The organism is Flavobacterium sp. N502540, from assembly GCF_025947365.1.
Classification (GTDB): domain Bacteria; phylum Bacteroidota; class Bacteroidia; order Flavobacteriales; family Flavobacteriaceae; genus Flavobacterium.
This window is the reverse complement of the sequence record NZ_CP110012.1, coordinates 4,436,420-4,456,268: the sequence shown is the minus strand read 5'-3', so window position 1 is coordinate 4,456,268 and position 19,849 is coordinate 4,436,420. Positions and strand designations below refer to the sequence as shown.

The window sequence follows — 19,849 nt, the reverse complement described above, 5'->3', positions numbered from 1 at the left end:
ATAGCGCCTATGTAAAAGAAAATGCATAAAAAAAGTGCCGAAATGCTGTAACATTATCGACACTTAGATGAATCAAATTACTCTCTGTAAAGAGTAATTGAGGATGTTTCTTAAAATACACTCGAACAGTATTAATCAAAACAAACCAAAATTATGAAAAAACCAGTTGTTAAACAACGATTACTCCATCGAATCATGAAAATAACACTATTTCAGTTTGTTCTGGCACTTGTGTTTTCAAGTGTCGCTATGGCAAATGATGTAAATGGACAAAAGAAATTAGATACTAAAGTTACAATTAATATAACCAATTTAACTTTAGACAACACCTTGTCTAAACTACAAAAGTCTGCAAACGTAAAATTTTCTTACAATTCAAGATTACCACAATTGAATCAAAAAGTTAGCATAGATGCTAACGATGAAACTTTGTCAAGTATTTTGAATCGAATTTTATTGCCATTTAATATTACTTATACTGAGGTTAGCAATCAGATAATCTTGCAGAAAAACAGCTCATCAGTTCCTTTTACGAATGTTGAAGCAGGCAATTCACTTTTTGAACTTTTAACTGCAGCCGGTCCAATTATTAAAGGCACTGTTACTGATGTCAGTGGTACTCCGTTACCGGGAGCGACTGTATTAGCCAAAGGGACTAAAATTGCTGTATTAACAGATTTTGATGGTAAGTTTTCGATTGAAATGCCATCAAACAGTACTGCTCTGGTTATTTCTTATGTTGGCATGGAGACAAAAGAGATTGGAATCGGAAATACGACACCAACAATTGTCTTAAATGAGGCAGGGCAAAATCTAAAAGAAGTTGTCGTTACTACAGGTTATGAAAAAACATCCAAAAGAACTTTTACAGGGGCAATCAGTAAAATTTCCGGCAGTGAATTGAAAGTCGATGGTGTTGTAGATGTGAGCAGAATGATTGAAGGTAAGGCTGCCGGTGTTACTGTACAAAACGTTACGGGATCTTTTGGTACGACACCTAAAATTACGGTTCGTGGATCTTCTTCTATTTTTGGAGACACAAAACCATTATGGGTTATTGACGGAGTGGTACAAGAAGATATTATCAACGTTTCATTTGCAGATTTAGCGTCGGGTGACTCGTCTACTTTATTGAGTTCTGCCATTGCTGGATTAAACGCTAATGACATTCAAAGTATTGAAATTCTGAAAGATGCGTCTGCAACTTCAATCTATGGTTCAAGATCGTTGAATGGAGTAGTAGTGGTAACGACCAAACAAGGCCGCAGAGATTCACCTTTAAAAGTGTCTTATTCTCTTGAAAATACAGTTAGAACTGTCCCAAGTTATACACAATATGATATTCTGAATTCTCAGGAATCAATGAGTATTTTTCAGGAAATGAGAGGCAAAGGTTATCTGGACCAAAGCTCATCATTAACTGCAAGATTTAGTGGTGTTTATGGTACTCTGGCCAGAGAAATAAATCGTTACGATCAAACTAATGGACAGTATGGAGTTAAAAATGAGCAGCCCTTCATTAATGAATTTTTGCGAAAATACGAATTAGGAAATACAGACTGGTTTAAGACCTTATTTAGACCATCTATTACACAAAACCATTCATTAAGCTTCTCTGGAGGTGGAAAAAACAACACATTTTATGGCTCTTTAGGATACTATACAGATCCGGGATGGTCTATTGCTGATAATGTCAAGCAACTATCATCAAACCTAAAAGGAACGTTTTATATTAACGACAGATTAAATATTACCCTATCAACTCTTGCTTCTATCCGTGATCAGGGAGCCCCTGGTTCGTATGAAAGTAAAGATGATGTGGTTTTCGGAAAAGTTAGCAGAGATTTTGATATTAACCCGTTTAATTATGTTTTAAGCACAAGCAGAACACTTAGGCCTTATGATGAAAACGGTAATTATGAATATTATCAAAACAACTGGGCCCCAATGAATATCATTAAAGAATTACAAAATAATACGCTTGGTATTAAAGTAAATGATATTCGTTTTCAGGCAGACATAGATTACAAAATAAACAAAAATTTAACCTACAACTTTACCGGTTCGGCACGTTATGCCAACACATCACGAGAGCACAGAATCTATGAAGACTCAAATGTTGTTGGAGCTTATAATGCCGGTATAACTGTAAATCCGAATGCTTTGATTCAAAGTGCTAACGTATTTTTGTATCAGAATCCAAATGATTTAACGGCACTAAAAACTTCGGTTTTACCCAATGGTGGTTTTTTGCGTAAGTTTACTGATAACTTAACTTCTTACAATGTTAGAAATAGCATTACCTACAGAAATACGTTAAATGACAAACATGAAATTGAAGGTTTCTTTGGAACTGAGTTCAGATCAGTAGATAGAAATAATGACAATTTTACAGCGGCTGGAATTCAATTTCAAAAAGGACTTACCCCTTTTATCGAGCCAAAATTGATTGAGAAATTGGTAAATGAAGGAAGCTCTTATTATGATTTTGGTGCTGAAAGAGAACGTACCGTAGGTTTCTTTGGAAAAGTGGGTTATACCTACGACCGTCGTTATACCGGATCGATTACAGGTCGTTATGATGGTTCAAACAGACAAGGTAATACAGGTTCTTCAAGATGGCTGCCTACCTACACTTTGAGTGGTAAATGGAACATTAAAGAAGAAAAATTCATGAAAAATGTAGAGTCCGTTAACACATTAGCACTTAGAGCTTCTTATGGTTTAACCGCCACTGCAGGACCTGCAACAAATTCTTTAGCCATTTATAGAAGCTTTATCACAGATCGTTTCAATACAGCGGACAGAGAAAATGCAATTCGTATCGCTAATTTGCAAAACAAAGATTTGACTTGGGAGAAACAATTTGAAACTAATATTGGTGTAGATCTTGGAATGTTTAGAAATAGAGTGCAGTTCACAGCAGATGTTTACAGCCGTAAAGCATTTGATCTTATCGATTTTGTAATTACATCAGGTGTTGGTGGAGAAAGTGTAAAACAAGGAAACAATGCCGATATGCATACAAAAGGTCTTGAAGTTGGCTTTACCACTCAAAACATTGTATCTAAAGATTTTAAATGGTCTACGACATTAAACTTCTCTGTTTACGATCAAAAAATTACAAAACTAGCCAATAAGCCTTCAGTATTTAATTTAATTGCTGCAAATGGGGGTAATACCGTAGGACACCCTAGAAACTCATTGTATTCTTATCAATTTACGGGGCTAAATAATCAAGGTTTACCAACCTTTAAATTACAGGACGGAGCCGAAGATAATATCACGAAAGCTAACTTTCAGGACACGAATGATGTCACTAAGTATTTAAAATACGAAGGATCAGTAGAACCAAATAAATCGATCGGTTTAGCCAATACCTTTAGTTATAAAAGCTGGTCCTTATATGTTTTTATAGTAGGATCGGGAGGAAACAAAATAAGACTGAACCCTGTGTACAACAATGAATATACTGATTTGACTGTTTTTACTAAAGAGTTTGCTAACAGATGGATTAATCCTGGTGACGAACAATATACAAATGTACCGGTTATTGCAGATAAATTGTTGAACAGAAATTATGGAGCAAATAATTTACAGATAGCCTATAACACTTATAATTTCTCTGATGTCAGAATTGCAAGTGGCGACTTCGTACGATTAAAAAATATATCATTGGGATGGGAATTTCCTAGCGATTTTAAGAAAAAGTTAGGTCTAAGCAGTTTTAGTTTAAAAGGTTCGGCAGTTAATCCATGGTTGATTTATTCAGACAAAAAATTAAACGGACAAGATCCTGAATTCCGTAACTCTGGTGGGGTTGCCTTCCCAATTACAGCGCAATATACTTTTGCAATTAATCTTTCATTTTAACTATTTATTGACCATGAAAAATATAAAAATACTATTGTCTTTACTAGTATTAACCGGTATTACAAGTTGTGATGATTATCTTTCAGAAGTACCGGATAACAGAACTCAAATAGATACTCCTGAAAAAGTTTCGGAATTATTAGTTTCGGCTTACCCTAATAAAACGTATATGGTTCTTGCAGAAGCAATGTCTGACAATGTTTTTGACAGTGAGTTACTATCGCGCACTAATTTATATAACGAACAAAGTTACAACTGGGAAATGCACACTCAGATTGGATTTGATTCCCAGTCAGAATTCTGGGTTGCATCTTACCAAGCAATTGCAGCAGCAAACCAGGCACTGGAAGCCATTGAAAAGCTCGGGAGTCCGGCTAGTCTAAATCCTCAAAAAGGAGAAGCTTTAATAGCCAGAGCCTACAATCACTTTATGCTGGTTTCTCTATGGTCAAACCGTTACAATCCAGCCACCGCTACAACAGACTTAGGGGTTCCGTACATTAAATCTCCCGAAAGTGAATTACTGGTTCAGTACAAACGTAATAGCGTAAAAGAAGTTTTTGATTTTATTGAGCAGGATATTGTAGAGGGTCTAAAATATGTAACCAATAATTATAAAGAACCAAAATATCATTTTACCGTGGATGCGAGTAAAGCGTTTGCTACTCGTTTTTATTTGATAAAAGGAGATTGGGATAAAGTACTGGAGTATTCTGAAAGTTTAGGTTCTAAACCAACAAAAATTAGAGACTGGCCAACATATACTGGTACGGCTTTTGCCCAAAGAGACGTTCAATATTCAAGTGCAGATCGGGAAACCAACTTATTAATTAGTTATCCAAATTCACTTGCAAATAGGGCTGTTGGGTATAGATTTTGTCTTGCTGCAAACAGATCTAATGAAATTCTTGGCAACAGTACAAATATGTGGAATAAAGCCAATCTAACATTTACTAGTGGTCAATATGACGGAGGTACAGTTGTTTATTTTCCAAAAGTTTATGAATATTTCAAAATCACAAATCTAACATCTGGTATAGGGACACCTTATGCGGCTACTGTTTTGTTCAGCAATGATGATGTGTATCTGAATAGAATTGAAGCATTAGTAATGAAAAACAAAATGGCTGAAGCCAATACAGAGTTGGGTTACTTTTTAGGTACCAGAACTAGCGGCTATAATGCAGCGACAGATTTATTAAATGAAGGAGTCGTTACAGCTAAATATCCCGTTATTCCAAATGAATTTACCCCTTTTTACACCTTAACCCCTGTGCAAACTTCTTATATAAAAGCAATTGCTGAAGCACGTAGGAGAGAATTTATGCAAGAAGGGCACAGGTGGTTTGATATTAAACGTTTTAATCTTGTAGTAACGCATAATACACTTGCATTTGGAAAAATAGAAAGGAATAATATTCTAGAAAAAGATGATAAACGCAGAGCCTTACAAATACCACTTAGAGCGTCAGATAATGGTATTGAAAAAAATCCTTGATAAATTTTAATTAGAAAGTAGTATGAAAGTATTCAAAACATATAAAACGGTACTAATTGCGGGAGTTTTGCTTCTTGCTTCCTGTGCACATGAAAATCAGCCAAAAGAAAGTCAGTTTGATTATTCAATTCCTGTAAAAACAGATTTAGATAAATGGATTGGTATTAATTTTTTAACGCCATATAATATTAATGTATATTATTTGTGGAATCAAAATTTAGTAGACAACAATAGATATTTATACCCGCCTGATGTCACTAAAGTTCAGCCGGCGATGGAGGTGGTAAAAAAAATCTGGATCGATAGTTATTCTACTCTTGGAGGAGTTGATTTTGTTAAAAAACTTGCCCCAAGAGAATTTGTACTTGTTGGAGGTAAAAATTTAAATACAAATGGGACAAGGACATTAGGACTTGCAGAAGCGGGGCAAAAGATAACGCTCTTTGAGGTAGACAATCTCAATAAAAAAAACAGAGCAGATGTAACAGAATTTATTCATACCATTCAGCACGAGTATGTACACATTCTAAATCAAACAAAACCTTTTGATCAGCAGGCGTGGTATAAGTTAACCCCAGGCGGATACACAACATCGTGGTATACAGAAGCCACTGCTACTTCAAGAAACTTAGGATTCATCACAAGTTATGCACGCTTGAATATTATCGAAGATTTTGCCGAAACAGCTTCAACCATTTTAACAAGTTCAAAAGCAGAGTACGATGCTATATTAGCAGGAGCAAGTGATGCCGGTAGAGCGAGTATTAAAGCCAAAGAAGCAATTGTGGTGAATTATTATAAAAGTGCTTTTAACATCGATTTTTATGCTCTAAGGGATGAGGCACAAAAAAACACAGATGCCATAATAAACAATTAAGAATATTAAATTTTACAAAAAATATTATGAAAGCAAAATTTATATATAACTATTTACTGATTCCTTTTATAGCTTTGCTATTAGGGTCATGTTCGAGCCCGGAAGTAGAGGCAAAATTTGATAAAAATGCAACGGATCGACTAAGCGGCCGTCAAAAAGAACTGAATGATTTGTTACTTTCTTCTTCTGAAGGATGGAAAGCGGTTTATTATACCGATAGTACACAACTTGGAGGTTGGACCCACTTGTTTAAATTTTTACCACAAGGAAATGTAGACATGGCATCTGACTTTAGTGATACAGGAACTTACAGAAGTCAGTACAATATACAAACAGGTAGCACTGTAAGTTTAGTCTTTACTACAAAAAATAGAATACATCTTTTGTCAGATGCCGCAAACTCACCTACAACAGCACTTAATACAAAAGGATATTTAGGAGATTTTCAGTTCTATTATTATGGACAAAAAAATGGAGATATTATTTTTAAAACCAATAGAAATGGACATTTTCTACGTTTTGCAAAAGCAACGGCTCAGGACTGGACTGATTTGCCTAAAAATGTACCAGTCATTAATGGTTTAGCTGGCGACGCATCAAGCCCACTATTTCGATTATTACAGATAAACGATGGAACGACAACTAAAGACTATCAATTTGATTATAACGCCCCAGCTCGTTTTGCGACTGGATCTTCTTTAGACCCTGCTGTTAAAGAAAGTTATAATTTTGCTTTTTCATTTAATCCGACAGGTGCTTTTTCAAAACTTCCTTTAGAAGTTAAAGGTCAAAAACTTTCCAATTTTATTTTTGACCCTACAAGCAAGAGTTTCACCGCAACCGGAACGGGTGGAGTGGCAGCAACCATTAAATTCACGAACAAGCCTCTATTGCTAACAGATGATTACAAGATACTATTACCTGCAAATGCAAATGTAGTATATGGACATGACAGGTCAATATTAACGGCTGCCTCAACAAACTCAGCATTATTCCTTTCATTATTCAGAGATATTGAAGCTTCTATGCCGGCTGGTACAACATTACTAAGAGTACAGCCTTGGTTTAACACTCCTAACGGAAGCTATGTTGAATACAGATTTTCAAACGCAGCAAATGTATTAACAAGAGTATACCATTTCTTTACATTATCAGTAGATGAAACAAAAAAAGTTATCATCTTAACGCCTACACCTAAATGGACTTCCGGAGCTACTTTTGCCAGTGCACTTCCTATTCCTGCGCCTGCAAACTTAAAGGCTATGGATGATCAGCTCATGAATCCGGTAGGTTTATACTTTAAGAAAGAAAATTTTACAGTAGGCGCTACTAATACCGTATTTACTTTTACGTCCGCTTCAAGTCCATTTAGAATGACAACCTGGGCTTTCCAATAAATTTTAGTTTTATTTTTATTTTATTATTTTGAGTAGAGGGCAATTCACTTTAGAATTGCCCTTTCTATTTTTAACAGTTAAAAAAGTATAAGAAATTCTGATCGATTATTTAGCTCCGAAATGAATTGCGATTGTTATTTTTTTAAAAAAAGAATTATCATATATTTGACAAGTCATTCACAGCACTGTTTTTTACTCTTTTTCTCAGGAGAAAGTAAAGAGCTGGTTAGCTGGAAATAATATTAACATTAATTTTGAATATGAAATTACTAGAAGGAAAAGTTGCCATTATTACAGGCGCTAGTCGTGGAATTGGAAGAGGAATTGCTGAAGTTTTTGCTAAACATGGCGCAAACGTTGCTTTTACATACAGCTCATCTGTAGCTTCTGCAGAAGCTTTAGAAGCTGAATTGAACGGTTTAGGAATTAAAGCAAAAGGATACCAATCAAATGCTGCCGATTTTAATGAAGCACAAACTTTTGTTGATGCAGTTTTAGCTGATTTCGGAACCGTAGATATCTTAATTAACAATGCCGGAATTACAAAAGACAACCTGTTGATGCGTATGTCTGAAGCAGATTTTGATCAGGTTATTGATGTAAACCTGAAATCTGTCTTTAATATGACAAAAGCAATTCAAAAAACCTTTTTGAAACAACGTTCAGGATCTATCATAAATATCAGTTCAGTAGTAGGAGTTTCAGGAAATGCCGGACAAACTAACTATGCAGCTTCAAAAGCTGGTGCAATTGGTTTCACTAAATCTGTAGCATTAGAGTTAGGTTCCCGTAACATTCGTTGTAATGCAATCGCGCCTGGTTTTATTGAAACGGAAATGACTGCAAAATTAAACGAAGATGTAGTAAAAGGATGGAGAGAAGGAATTCCGTTAAAAAGAGGAGGAAGCGCAGAAGATGTTGCTAACGCTTGTCTTTTCTTAGCTTCAGACTTAAGTGCGTATGTTACCGGACAAGTACTTAATGTTTGCGGAGGAATGCTTACCTAATAAGTTGATTGTTGATGGTTTGTTGTTTATTGTTCTGCAGCCATAAACTATAAACAAAAAACTCTAAACCATAAACAAATAATATATGACTACAAATACGATTCTATTAATATTACTTTCTTTAGTAATCGCAGTTGGTTTGTCGTATTTTCAATATTTTTTTAAAGCCAAAAACAAATCCAATGTGATTTGGTTTTTGGCTTTTTTACGTTTTTTAGCCATTTTTGGATTATTGCTTCTATTGATAAACCCAATAATGACTAAAAATTCACTGGAAGTTACCAAAACTCCGCTTGCAATTGCTGTAGACAATTCAAGTTCTATTACCGCTTTAAATTCAAATAAAAAAGTGATAGAATTACATCAAAAATTGATGTCGAATCCTGCGCTTCGGGATAAATTCGAAATTCAATCCTACCAGTTTGATGCCGATTTTAAACCTTCGGAGAAGTTTGATTTCAAAGGGAAACAAACCAATCTTGACGAAGTTGCCAAAAATCTAAAAAGCATCAATAAAAGCCTGATTTTTCCAACTGTAATTATAACTGACGGAAATCAGACTACAGGAAACGATTATGTATATCGTTTTGATCCTGTCAATAAAGTTTATCCTTTGGTTGTGGGAGATACAACCACTTTTTTAGATCTTAAAATCAATCAGCTTAACGTAAACAAATATGCTTTTCACAAGAATAAATTTCCTGTAGAAGTATTTCTTCAATACGCAGGAGACAAAGCCACAAATGCTGATTTTACCATATCACAAGGAGGTAAGGTAGTTGCCAAAGAAAAAGTTTCTTTTTCTCCTTCTAAAAAGACAGCAACCTTAAACTTGCTTTTACCAGCTGATAAAGTAGGTTTACAAATTTTTAAAGCAGCCGTTTCTTCCAATATCAAAGAGAAAAACAGCTATAATAATATCAAAAATTTTGCTGTCGAAATCATTGATCAAAAGTCAACGATTGCAATAGTTTCTGCTATAAACCATCCCGATATAGCAGCGTTTAAACGTTCGATTGAAACCAATGCACAGCGTAAAGTGATCCTGGTTAAGCCAAACGATATCAATCAGTTGCAAGAAGCTACTGTTTTGGTTTTATACCAGCCAACGACAGCATTCAAAGCCATTTTCGATAACAATAAGCTCGCGGGAGTAAACACTTTTATCATAACCGGAAACAACACTGACTTTAATTATTTGAATCAGCAGCAAAAAAATCTGGTATTTAAAATGAGTGGTCAGAGAGAAGATTATCTGGCAGAATTTGAATCGCAGTTTAATCTGTTCGCTGTAGACAATATAGGTTTTGAAAATTTTCCACCTTTGCAAAATTTATTCGGAACGGTGACCACTAATGGAAATGTATCAGTACTGCTTTCTTCAAAAATTAGAAATGTTTCGACAAATGCACCATTACTGGCCTTTACAGAGAATCAGGCAAAAAGAACCGCTTTTCTTTTAGGAGAAAACAGCTGGAAATGGCGTTTACAAAGCCATATTGACAATCAGTCTTTTGAGAAGTATGACGTTTTTATTGATAAGGTTATTCAGTATCTGGCTTCAACTACTTCCAAAAAATCTTTGGTAGTTACACACGAAAGCTTCTACAATTCCGGTGAGGCTATTGTGATCAATGCACAGTACTTTAATAAGAACTATGAGTTTGATGAGAAAGCAAGACTTACGATTACCATAACAAATGCAGCAACCAAACAGGTAAAAAACTACGACTTGCTAAAAGGAAACAACTCTTTTTCCGTAAATCTGGATGGATTGGCCACCGGAAAATATAACTTTACAGTAAAAGAATTGAACACCAATACCTCTTACTCAAGTCACTTTGAAATTTTAGATTTTGATATCGAAAAGCAATTTGTAAATCCGGATGTTCAGAAATTAAAACAATTAGCCTTGCAAACCAACGGAAAAGCTTTCTTTGAAAATCAGGCAGATGAACTTATTCAACAGCTTATAGAGAACAAAGAATACAAATCGATTGAAAAGAATGTTTCCACCAAATCACCATTGATTGACTGGGTTTGGCTATTGATTTTAATTGCCTTAGTATTAACAGCAGAGTGGTTTATCCGTAAATACAATGGATTACTTTAAATAGTAAAAAAGTTTCGTAGCACAAAAAGACTTTTTTTTGCCTAACTTGAAACTTTAAACATGAAACAAAACTAACTAATACAATGGATTTCAGGCTAAAAGTATTCTACACCGTTGCACTCCGCCTTAACTTTACTAAAGCGGCAACTGAATTATATATTTCACAGCCAGCGGTTTCCAAACACATTCAGGAACTTGAAGAAGCTTATAAAACCAAGCTTTTCGAACGAAACGGTTCTAAAATTGCTTTAACTCCCGCAGGAGAAATTCTACTGAAACACACCAAAAACATCTTTGAAATCTATCGCGAAATAGACTTCGAAATGAGCAGTTTTATTAACGATCGTCAAGGATTACTGAGGCTGGGAGCGAGTACAACGATTTCTCAGTATATCATTTCACCGGTATTAGCACGTTTTCATCAAAAACAAAAAGACATTAAAGTCAATTTGCTCAACGGAAATACAGAACAAATTGAGAATGCCTTAATCCATAAAGAAATCGAAATTGGAATTGTCGAAGGACAATCCAAAAACCAATCGATTAAATACACTCCGTTTTTAAAAGATGAACTCGTACTGGTGTGCAATACCAAGAATCCGCTGATCAAAAAGAATGAAATTTCATTAGAAGATTTAAAATCGATGAAATTCATCACCCGTGAACGTGGATCAGGAACACTTGAAGTTATAGAATACTCTCTGAAACAAGTTGGGGTAAAAATAAGTGATCTACAAATCGAAATGCAGTTAGGAAGTACCGAAAGCATTAAATCATATCTTCTAAACTCTGATTGTCTGGCTTTTATGTCCATACATGCAGTAGATAAAGAACTTAAAAACAACGAATTAATGGTGCTCGATATCGCAAACTTATCTGTTGAACGCTACTTCTACATCATTACTTTACTGGGTAAACCAAATGCATTAACCGAGCTTTTTATCCAAAATTTGTCTTCCTATTATAACTTAGAGTTATAGCCTATCGCGTTTTACGATTGGTAACTTTGATATAAACGACAGACCTTTGTACAAGAAATATCAAATTACTTATTTTGAAAACGAAACAACAAACATCGGTACATTTTTTTGAAATTAATCCATACCTGCAACAGGCAATTTTTGCTTTCATAATTGTTCTATGCCTGTTTTCAATCATTTCACCTCCAATTGCTTTACTATTAGGTGTCATTCTGGTAAATATCTTCGGAAATCCGTTTGAAAAGTTCAATGGAGTAGCGATTACTTTTTTACTTCAATTTTCAGTGGTAGGTTTAGGCTTCGGAATGAATGCGTCTACAGCGCTCTCTGCCGGAAAAGAAGGATTCTTACTTACTATATTATCCATTTTCAGCACTTTAATTTTGGGAACTTTCTTAGGGAAAGCATTCAAAACGGAGAAGAAAACCTCTCATTTAATTTCTTGTGGAACAGCTATTTGCGGAGGAAGCGCCATTGCAGCCATTGCACCGGTAATTAAATCTAATGAAAATCAGACCTCAATCGCTCTGGGAGTTATTTTTATTCTGAACTCCGCAGCATTGTTTGTGTTCCCCTTTATTGGACATCAACTCGACTTATCGCAGAAAGACTTTGGATTATGGTGCGCCATAGCCATTCACGACACCAGTTCTGTTGTAGGAGCTGCCAATAAATACGGTACGGAAGCACTTCAGATTGCAACTACGGTGAAATTGGCCAGAGCCTTATGGATTATACCGATCTCTCTCTTAACGGCCGTGCTTTTTAAGAATAAAAACTCTAAAATCAAGATTCCGTACTTCATAGGTTTATTCATTCTCGCCATGCTTTTCAATACTTATGTGCCGCAAACGGCTGTCATAGCACCACATATTGTTTCGATTGCCAAAATCGGTCTAACGATAACTTTATTCCTGATAGGAGCTACTTTAAGTATGAATGCTTTAAAATCAGTTGGAATTAAACCTTTACTACAAGGTGTTGTTCTTTGGATATTTATTGCAGTTCTGGGGCTTGTATCGATACTATTTTTCCACTAAAGAGAAATAGCTATTTCACATTCGAGAATTTAACAACAGGTTTATCAATCAGTTTATACTGTTTTCCTTTAAACGAAAAACGTCTTTCGATTTCGAAATTAAATTTCTTTTTAGTTTTAGCCATTGCAGCAATTTCATCGAGTAAAACGACTTCAAATTCATCATTAGCTTGGGCAGCTTTACTAAAGGAGCCGTTTGTTTTAACGATAATATCCCTAAAGTGTTTTTTGTTTACATCCTTTACGACTGTGTAAGAACCCGACCATTCTACGCTTGCCACATTGGTGAGTTTGTAATTGTAAGACGCTAAAATAGGCTGGTACCTTCCGTCAAATCCGGCAATCAGATAGAGAACCCCCTCAAATGGACCGCCCGCACCACCATTTACATGGGTGAGCGTAAAGGCGTACTGATCTTCTCCAATCTCTACCAATTTTGGAGAGGGAGCCTGAGCAAAAGAGCCAAACGCCGCAATAGCAGGTTGAAAAGATCTCATTTGCCAGGTTTGGTTGTTTTTAGCAAACTTGGCAACGCCAACAAGTCCGCCCGAAAATCTTCCGGTCTGCAACCCATCTTCGTCGTAAAAAGAATGATTAAAAAACAGCAATTTGAACTGATTCCCTTTGGAATCTGTGTAATCAAGAGTACCCAAAATTCGGGTTGCAACGCCATTTTCATAAGGAAACAACTGATCGCCTTCGAGACCATTGACATCAATATAAGCAGCAGGTTTGCAATTGCTGCATTTCCAGCTTATAAAAGTATTATGGTCGGAGAGATTGTAAATTTTACCCGGAAACAATTGCTGCATCGTTTTAACCGGATTGAACGGATCCGCAACCTGTAATGCTCTTTTGGTATTCAGAATCGTATCTTGAACATTTTTCAATTCGACAATATCTTCTTGTGCAAAACTGCTGGAAGTGTAGAGCAGGAAAAGAATCCCTATAGAAATCAGGCGCATATTTTTAGATTTAGATAAAAAGTAACGAATTTACGAAGAAACTTTTGATTTGAATTTCAATTACTTCGGATTTAAAAAAAAATAAATGAAGCTAATTTTGCAATCTTTATGATTATTCACTTTGAAATGTATATAAATAAAATAAATTTGCACCTCTAACAAAAATAAAAATGAAAAACTTAAAAATGAAACCAAGACTAATCGCATTATTCGCATTGGCAATTGGTTTTTTGACATTATCCTGGGGGATGGTTGGTCACGAACGCATTAATAAAGCCGCAGTTATGGCTTTACCACACCCGCTTCAGGTATTCTTCTATAATCATATAGATTTTATCACACAAGAAGCCTCTGTACCGGACATTAGAAAATATGCCTTAAATTATAAAGACGAAAATCCAAGACATTATTTCGACATGGAGAGTTTTGGTAACCCAGCAGATTTTCCACAGACTTTAGAAGCAGCTAAGCAAAAGTACGATGCCAAATTCTTAAACGACAACGGAATCCTGCCTTGGTATATCGAAGAGATGATGGTAAAACTGACAAAAGCTTTTAAAGAGAAGAACAGAGCTGAAATCTTATTTTTAGCAGCAGATTTAGGTCATTACGTTGGTGATGCACACATGCCATTGCATACTTCTTCAAATCATGACGGACAATTAAGCGATCAAAAAGGAATTCATTCACTTTGGGAAAGTAGACTTCCTGAATTATTTGTTAAAAACTACAGACTGAACGTTCCGCAAGCACAGTACTATGAGGATGTTCATAAAGCAACTTGTGACATGATTAATGATACTCACAGCTTAGTACAACCTTTGTTGGATGTAGATAAAAAGCTAAGAACAGCAACTCCGGAAAATGAGACTTTTAAAATGGATGCTGAGGGGAAAGTAGTAAAGAGCAAATACAATACAGCTGTTTTCTCTGACGAATATGCTAAAAAACTACACAAAGAATTAAACGGAATGGTGGAGAATCAAATGAAAAAAGCCATTTCAGCAACAGCAAGTTTTTGGTATACAGCGTGGGTAAATGCAGGAAAACCGGATTTAAGCGATTTAGACGCATTCGAGTTGACACAAAGAAATAATCAAGCCTTAAAAGATGATGCCAGATTATTTCAACAAGGAAACTTATTTGGAATGAAAAATCAGAATGATTAAATAGCTAACTATGTAAGTATTCAGTCGCAGTCACGGTCTCTGTACTGTGTTTAGTTTACAGATTATAGCTAATTATTATAATGAGAACAGCCTCAAATTCTAATGAATCTGAGGCTGTTTTTTTTATAATATTTCTTACTTAATTTTATTTTACACTTCATCTGCGATCAATACCGCAATAGTAAGCAGCATTCAACTGTGAGCACAACTGAATACTGTGACTGAGACTGAAAACTAACGCTGATACTTCTTCTCTTTAAGCATATAGGAAGCTGTTTGATAAAAAGAAATGGTTTCTTTTATTAAATCAGCTCTCTCCGTTTTCATCGGAGTTTCGTTGTAATCAATTTGAATTTCAGGAGCAATACCCTTTTTCGGATTAATTTGCACGTCAAGTTGTTTTACCTGTTGCTTAGGCGACAAAATCGTCAGAACATTGTCTTTTATTAGTCCCATGTCCTGATAAGTAGCGATAAAAGCTCGTGGTTTATAATCCGGTTTTAAAACGTCCTGACCAAAAAACTTACTTTCGTAATTAAAATTTAATAACCCAAAGAGCGTTGGCATAACATCTATTTGCGACATTAACTGATTGTATTTTCGAGGTTTTCCATTCGGATCATAAATAAACCCCGGAATTCTATACTTATCTAATGGAAGCTCAGTTTTTCCTGCACTTGAGGCACAGTGGTCGGCTACAATTACAAAAATGGTGTTCTTAAACCAAGATTGTTTGCTTGCCATTGCAAAGAATCTTTTCAACGAATAATCCGTATATTTTACACCGCCTTCGCGAGATTTTGCATCACCAGGAATATCAATTTTATTATTTGGATACGTAAAAGGTCTGTGATTACTCACCGTCATAATATGATTAAAGAAAGGTCTGTTTTCCTTTTCCTCAGCATTCATAACCTTTATCGCTTTATTGTACATATCTTCATCACAAACACCCCAAACATTGGAGAAGGTAATTTCTTCAGGTGCAAAACTTGACTTGTCTACAATTTCATAACCATTTCCGGAAAAGAAATCCTGCATATTATCAAAGAAAGCATCTCCGCCATACAAATATTTCACCTGATATCCTTTTTTCTTAAAAATAGCTCCGGTAGAAAATTTGTTTTTATTGTCTTCTCTTTTTACAACACTTTCACCGGCAGTTGGAGGCAAACATAAAGTAACCGCTTCCAGTCCGCGAACTGTCCTGTTTCCGGTAGCATATAAATTGGTAAAAAGAAGACTCTTTTGTGCCAAACTGTCTAAGAAAGGAGTAATATTTTCCTCATTTCCATACATCTTCATAAAATCGGCACTATAACTTTCAATAGTAATCAGGACCACATTTTTATGATTTTCAAGCGAATCTCCGGTGATAGTTCTTTTAGTACTATTTCCGTTAATAGTAGCGAATTGCTGTTTTAGAAGCGCAAAAGCCTCTTTATTAGGCAACGTTTTATAAAAATCAAAGTAATCAAGCTTACTGTTTTCAAATGCTAAGTAAAATTTATATATACCGTTAGCCTGTAACTCGTTAACAAAAACATTCTTTGAGTTTTCTGTTTTTGCCAACATTGGAATCGCAATTAGCGAAACTGCAAATGCCCCAAGATAGATCCCCGTAATTTTTAGTTTCTCACTTATAGTTGGAATATGGTCAATATAGTTTCTGGACTTTTTAAGGATAAAGTAAGTCACAATTCCGGTCACTAAAAATAAAGCCGAAAACAAAGGAATTACCGGATAGGACTCCATAATATTTCCAATAACCTCAGTAGTGTAAATCAAATAATTTACCGCAATAAAATTATATTTCACACCAAACTCATTCCAAAAGAAATACTCACTTAAACCATTTTGCAGAATTAGCAAAACATACAGGAAAATTACAAATGCAAACAACCAATATCTGATTTTATCCCTTAGCTTAGGAAGAAACAATAAAAGAGCAAAGAGACCCATCTTAATTCCGATGAAAATCATAACGATCATTGGCAAAGCACCTCCATACTCGTCAAAAACACTTTTCCCGGAAGCTGCATAGATAAAGAGAACTGCAAAAATCCCAAGAATTATATAACCGGAAGGTTTATTATACTTAGAATTGGATATAAAAATCAGATAAAGCCATAAAAAAACACTTGCCAGAACAAAAACAAAAAAATCAGAAATAAGTCCAAGGACAAAGATTTTTAAGCTCTGAATAATGGTAAATGAACTTTGTGTAATGGGATGAAAAAACAAAACAATTCTTAACAGAAAACTAACGATAAAATAAAATATCGCCAGATTATAGATTGGGGAAAACTTTTTTGAAAGGGACATTAATAGCTTTTTAAGTTCAGAAATTATTAATTTAAAAGAGTTATTCGTTTGCTTAAGATTGTAAAATTAGTAAAAATAACCTACTTTTTTTAAGAATAAACAACGAGTAGTCTCTTTTACAGTCAAATATGAGATTATTACCTATTTTGACTTCTTTTTCAAGCAAAAATAATCCCATTAAATTAATTCAGAATAAAGTTATGCTTTTGCCTTACTTAGTGTTAACTTAAGGTTTACTTAAGCGGGATAATTTTCAGCTATTCTAATGGTATTAAGTCTTTTCTGACCTCAAAAGTCTTATCTTTGAAGGTAAATAATTACAGTTCAACTAAAATTACACTATTAAAATGCACATTCTAATCGTTGAAGATGAGTTAGGTATTGTTCAGTTTTTGCAACAAGGTCTGCAGGAAGAAGGATACCAGATTACGACAGCCAATGATGGCTCTAAAGCTTTTGAGCTGATCCACAGCCAACACTTTGATTTGATTTTATTAGACTGGATGCTTCCTAAAATTAACGGATTAGATTTGTGCAGAGCCATTAGAGTTAAAGATCAGAAAACCCCAATTATCTTTTTAACCGCTAAAGATACTGTACAGGAAACGATAGAAGGCCTAAAAGCAGGAGCAAATGACTACATCAAAAAGCCTTTTAGCTTTGAGGAATTGGTAGAACGCATCAAAATACACTTTAGGAATCGAAAAGGATCAGAAGATTTGACTTTGGGGACTATCAAAATAGATTTGTTAAAACATATTGTTCTAAAAAACAATGAAGAAGTTGCGCTGACCCAGAGAGAATTTGAACTCTTAAAATATCTTATTCAGAATAAGGGAAAAGTCTGCACACGAAATCAAATATTAAAAGATGTTTGGGAAATAAACTTCGAATACGACACTGGTGTAATCGATGTTTTTATGAATGCCATCAGAAAAAAACTCAATTTAAAAATTGAAGAAGATTATATTAAAACAATACGCGGCATTGGTTATATCGCTAACGATTTATAGATGACACAACTTTCTTTTAAAAACAGAATTGCTTTAAATTACATCATTACAACCGGATTATTAATTTTAGCCGTTTTCTCCGTCATTTATTCTATTGTAAAACATACGGTTTACAGTCATATTGATGAGAAAATAAAAGTTGAAATTCAAAATCACCTGCAAGAAATTAAAGAGGTAAAGGGAAAAGTAATTTTAATTGATGAAGAAGAATGGAACGAAAGAGAACACAACACGGTAGATGTAAATCCCGTTTTTGTAGAGTTTCTCGATCTGAATAAAAGAATAATTGAAAAAGCACCGAATCTAAAAACCCAAATCCTTAAATTCAATGATTCTGTTGAAGACTTTGAACTCTTTGACACCAAAATGGGAGACCATGCGATCCGACAAATTCAGGTTCCGCTCCATCTTAAGGAGAAGAAAATTGGATATGTGATTGTTGCCATGTCCCTGGCCGATTCAAAAATGGTATTGAACAACCTGTTTGATATCATGTCACTTTCTTTTTTAGGTATTTTGATCCTGTTATTTTTTATAGCCAGATTCTTTGCGGGACGTAGCATAAAACCCATCAATGAAATCATTAACACCTCAAAAATTATCACCAAAGACAATTTAAAGGCACGTATTGCATTGCCAAGAACAAAGGATGAATTGTACACGCTTTCGAAAACGATAAACAATCTTTTAAACCGAATTGAACATGCTATTGAACGCGAAAAAGAGTTTACCTCTGATGCTTCTCATGAACTAAGAACACCTCTTACCGTTATTAAAGGAACACTTGAAGTATTGATTCGTAAACCTCGTGATAACAAAGAATATGAAGATAAGATCAACTATTGTATAAAAGAAGTCGACCATCTGAATATGCTTGTAGATCAACTGCTGTTGATGGCTCGTTTTGAAAATCAGAAGAAAAATATCAATACAGAATCTGTTTATCTAAATGGGGTAATTTTAGACGTTTTCAGATTAAACTCTGAAAGAATTAACAATCAGCAGATCAAAATTAAATTTGATACTCGTCAGGATTATTATATTGAGTCGGATAACTTTTTAGTGATTACTATACTCAGAAATATAATTTCGAATGCTATTAAATATTCGCACAGTGGAGGAGAAGTAACTATTCTGCTCTCTGAAGAGAATGAAAAGACAATCTGCAGAATTTCGGATAACGGTATTGGTATTGCAAAGCAAGATTTAGACGCTATTTTTAGTCCATTCTTTAGATCCAATTCTACGGAACATCCGGAAATTAAAGGAACCGGATTAGGGCTTTCCATCGTAAAAAGGGTAACTGAATTACTTGATATCAAGTTTAAAATGGAAAGCGAAATAGGGGTAGGTACCACTGTCATTCTATACTTTGATCATAATAAAAAAGCACTATTATAGCTTCTGAAAGGCCTGTAAAACTAAGCCTTAAAAGATTTTTTAACAATAAAATACCATTAAGTTAAAATAAAAAATGCTTTTTTATGAAAATAACTACTATATTTGCAACCGAATCAAAGAATTAAAAAATAAAACAAGACATGATTTCTAATCAATTACATCATCATCATTTTCATTATTGCTCTCAAGCGA

13 protein-coding genes are annotated in these 19,849 nt (G+C 34.7%); 11 read left to right on the top strand and 2 right to left on the bottom strand.

Translation table 11 applies throughout. From position 1 onward, the window contains the following. Positions 1-153: 153 nt before the first annotated feature. The 8 genes from OLM58_RS18695 to OLM58_RS18660 all read left to right on the top strand — a co-directional run bounded on the left by OLM58_RS18695 (position 154) and on the right by OLM58_RS18660 (position 12,785). Positions 154-3,873, top strand: a complete 3,720-nt coding sequence (locus OLM58_RS18695) for a SusC/RagA family TonB-linked outer membrane protein (RefSeq protein WP_264530109.1) — start codon at positions 154-156, stop codon at positions 3,871-3,873. Between the two features lie 13 nt (positions 3,874-3,886). Continuing rightward, positions 3,887-5,371 (top strand): RagB/SusD family nutrient uptake outer membrane protein, encoded by a 1,485-nt coding sequence (locus OLM58_RS18690; protein WP_264530108.1) that lies wholly within the window; start codon positions 3,887-3,889, stop codon positions 5,369-5,371. A gap of 22 nt (positions 5,372-5,393) precedes the next feature. Beyond that, positions 5,394-6,248, top strand: coding sequence for a putative zinc-binding metallopeptidase (locus OLM58_RS18685; protein ID WP_264530107.1), 855 nt, complete (start codon positions 5,394-5,396; stop codon positions 6,246-6,248). A 26-nt stretch (positions 6,249-6,274) separates the two neighbouring features. Then, positions 6,275-7,645, top strand: a complete 1,371-nt coding sequence (locus OLM58_RS18680) for a DUF4302 domain-containing protein (protein WP_264530106.1) — start codon at positions 6,275-6,277, stop codon at positions 7,643-7,645. 260 nt (positions 7,646-7,905) lie between these two features. Next, positions 7,906-8,652, top strand: a complete 747-nt coding sequence (fabG, locus tag OLM58_RS18675) for a 3-oxoacyl-[acyl-carrier-protein] reductase (protein ID WP_017497500.1) — start codon at positions 7,906-7,908, stop codon at positions 8,650-8,652. Positions 8,653-8,737: 85 nt separating this feature from the next. Next, entirely contained in the window at positions 8,738-10,765 is a 2,028-nt protein-coding gene (locus tag OLM58_RS18670) for a hypothetical protein (protein ID WP_264530105.1), read from the top strand. Between the two features lie 83 nt (positions 10,766-10,848). Further along, positions 10,849-11,745 carry a LysR family transcriptional regulator gene (locus OLM58_RS18665; RefSeq protein WP_264530104.1) on the top strand — a complete coding sequence of 299 codons (897 nt, stop codon included), beginning with the start codon at positions 10,849-10,851 and terminating at the stop codon, positions 11,743-11,745. A 74-nt stretch (positions 11,746-11,819) separates the two neighbouring features. Then, entirely contained in the window at positions 11,820-12,785 is a 966-nt protein-coding gene (locus OLM58_RS18660; protein WP_264530103.1) for a YeiH family protein, read from the top strand. 10 nt (positions 12,786-12,795) lie between these two features. On the opposite strand, the gene OLM58_RS18655 is transcribed toward OLM58_RS18660, so the two are convergent. Then, complete coding sequence (locus OLM58_RS18655) at positions 12,796-13,749, bottom strand: glycoside hydrolase family 68 protein (protein WP_264530102.1); 954 nt, start codon at positions 13,747-13,749, stop codon at positions 12,796-12,798. 170 nt (positions 13,750-13,919) lie between these two features. Between OLM58_RS18655 and OLM58_RS18650 the strand changes: the two genes are divergently transcribed. Further along, positions 13,920-14,918, top strand: a complete 999-nt coding sequence (locus OLM58_RS18650; protein WP_264530101.1) for a zinc dependent phospholipase C family protein — start codon at positions 13,920-13,922, stop codon at positions 14,916-14,918. Between the two features lie 234 nt (positions 14,919-15,152). Here the strand turns inward: OLM58_RS18650 and OLM58_RS18645 are convergent, their stop codons facing one another. Then, on the bottom strand, positions 15,153-17,243 hold the full coding sequence (locus OLM58_RS18645) for an alkaline phosphatase family protein (protein WP_264530100.1): 2,091 nt from the start codon (positions 17,241-17,243) through the stop codon (positions 15,153-15,155). Between the two features lie 347 nt (positions 17,244-17,590). Between OLM58_RS18645 and OLM58_RS18640 the strand changes: the two genes are divergently transcribed. Both OLM58_RS18640 and OLM58_RS18635 read left to right on the top strand, forming a co-directional pair. Beyond that, positions 17,591-18,256 carry a response regulator transcription factor gene (locus OLM58_RS18640; RefSeq protein WP_264530099.1) on the top strand — a complete coding sequence of 222 codons (666 nt, stop codon included), beginning with the start codon at positions 17,591-17,593 and terminating at the stop codon, positions 18,254-18,256. Further along, positions 18,257-19,657 carry a sensor histidine kinase gene (locus tag OLM58_RS18635; protein ID WP_264530098.1) on the top strand — a complete coding sequence of 467 codons (1,401 nt, stop codon included), beginning with the start codon at positions 18,257-18,259 and terminating at the stop codon, positions 19,655-19,657. Positions 19,658-19,849 lie beyond the last annotated feature (192 nt).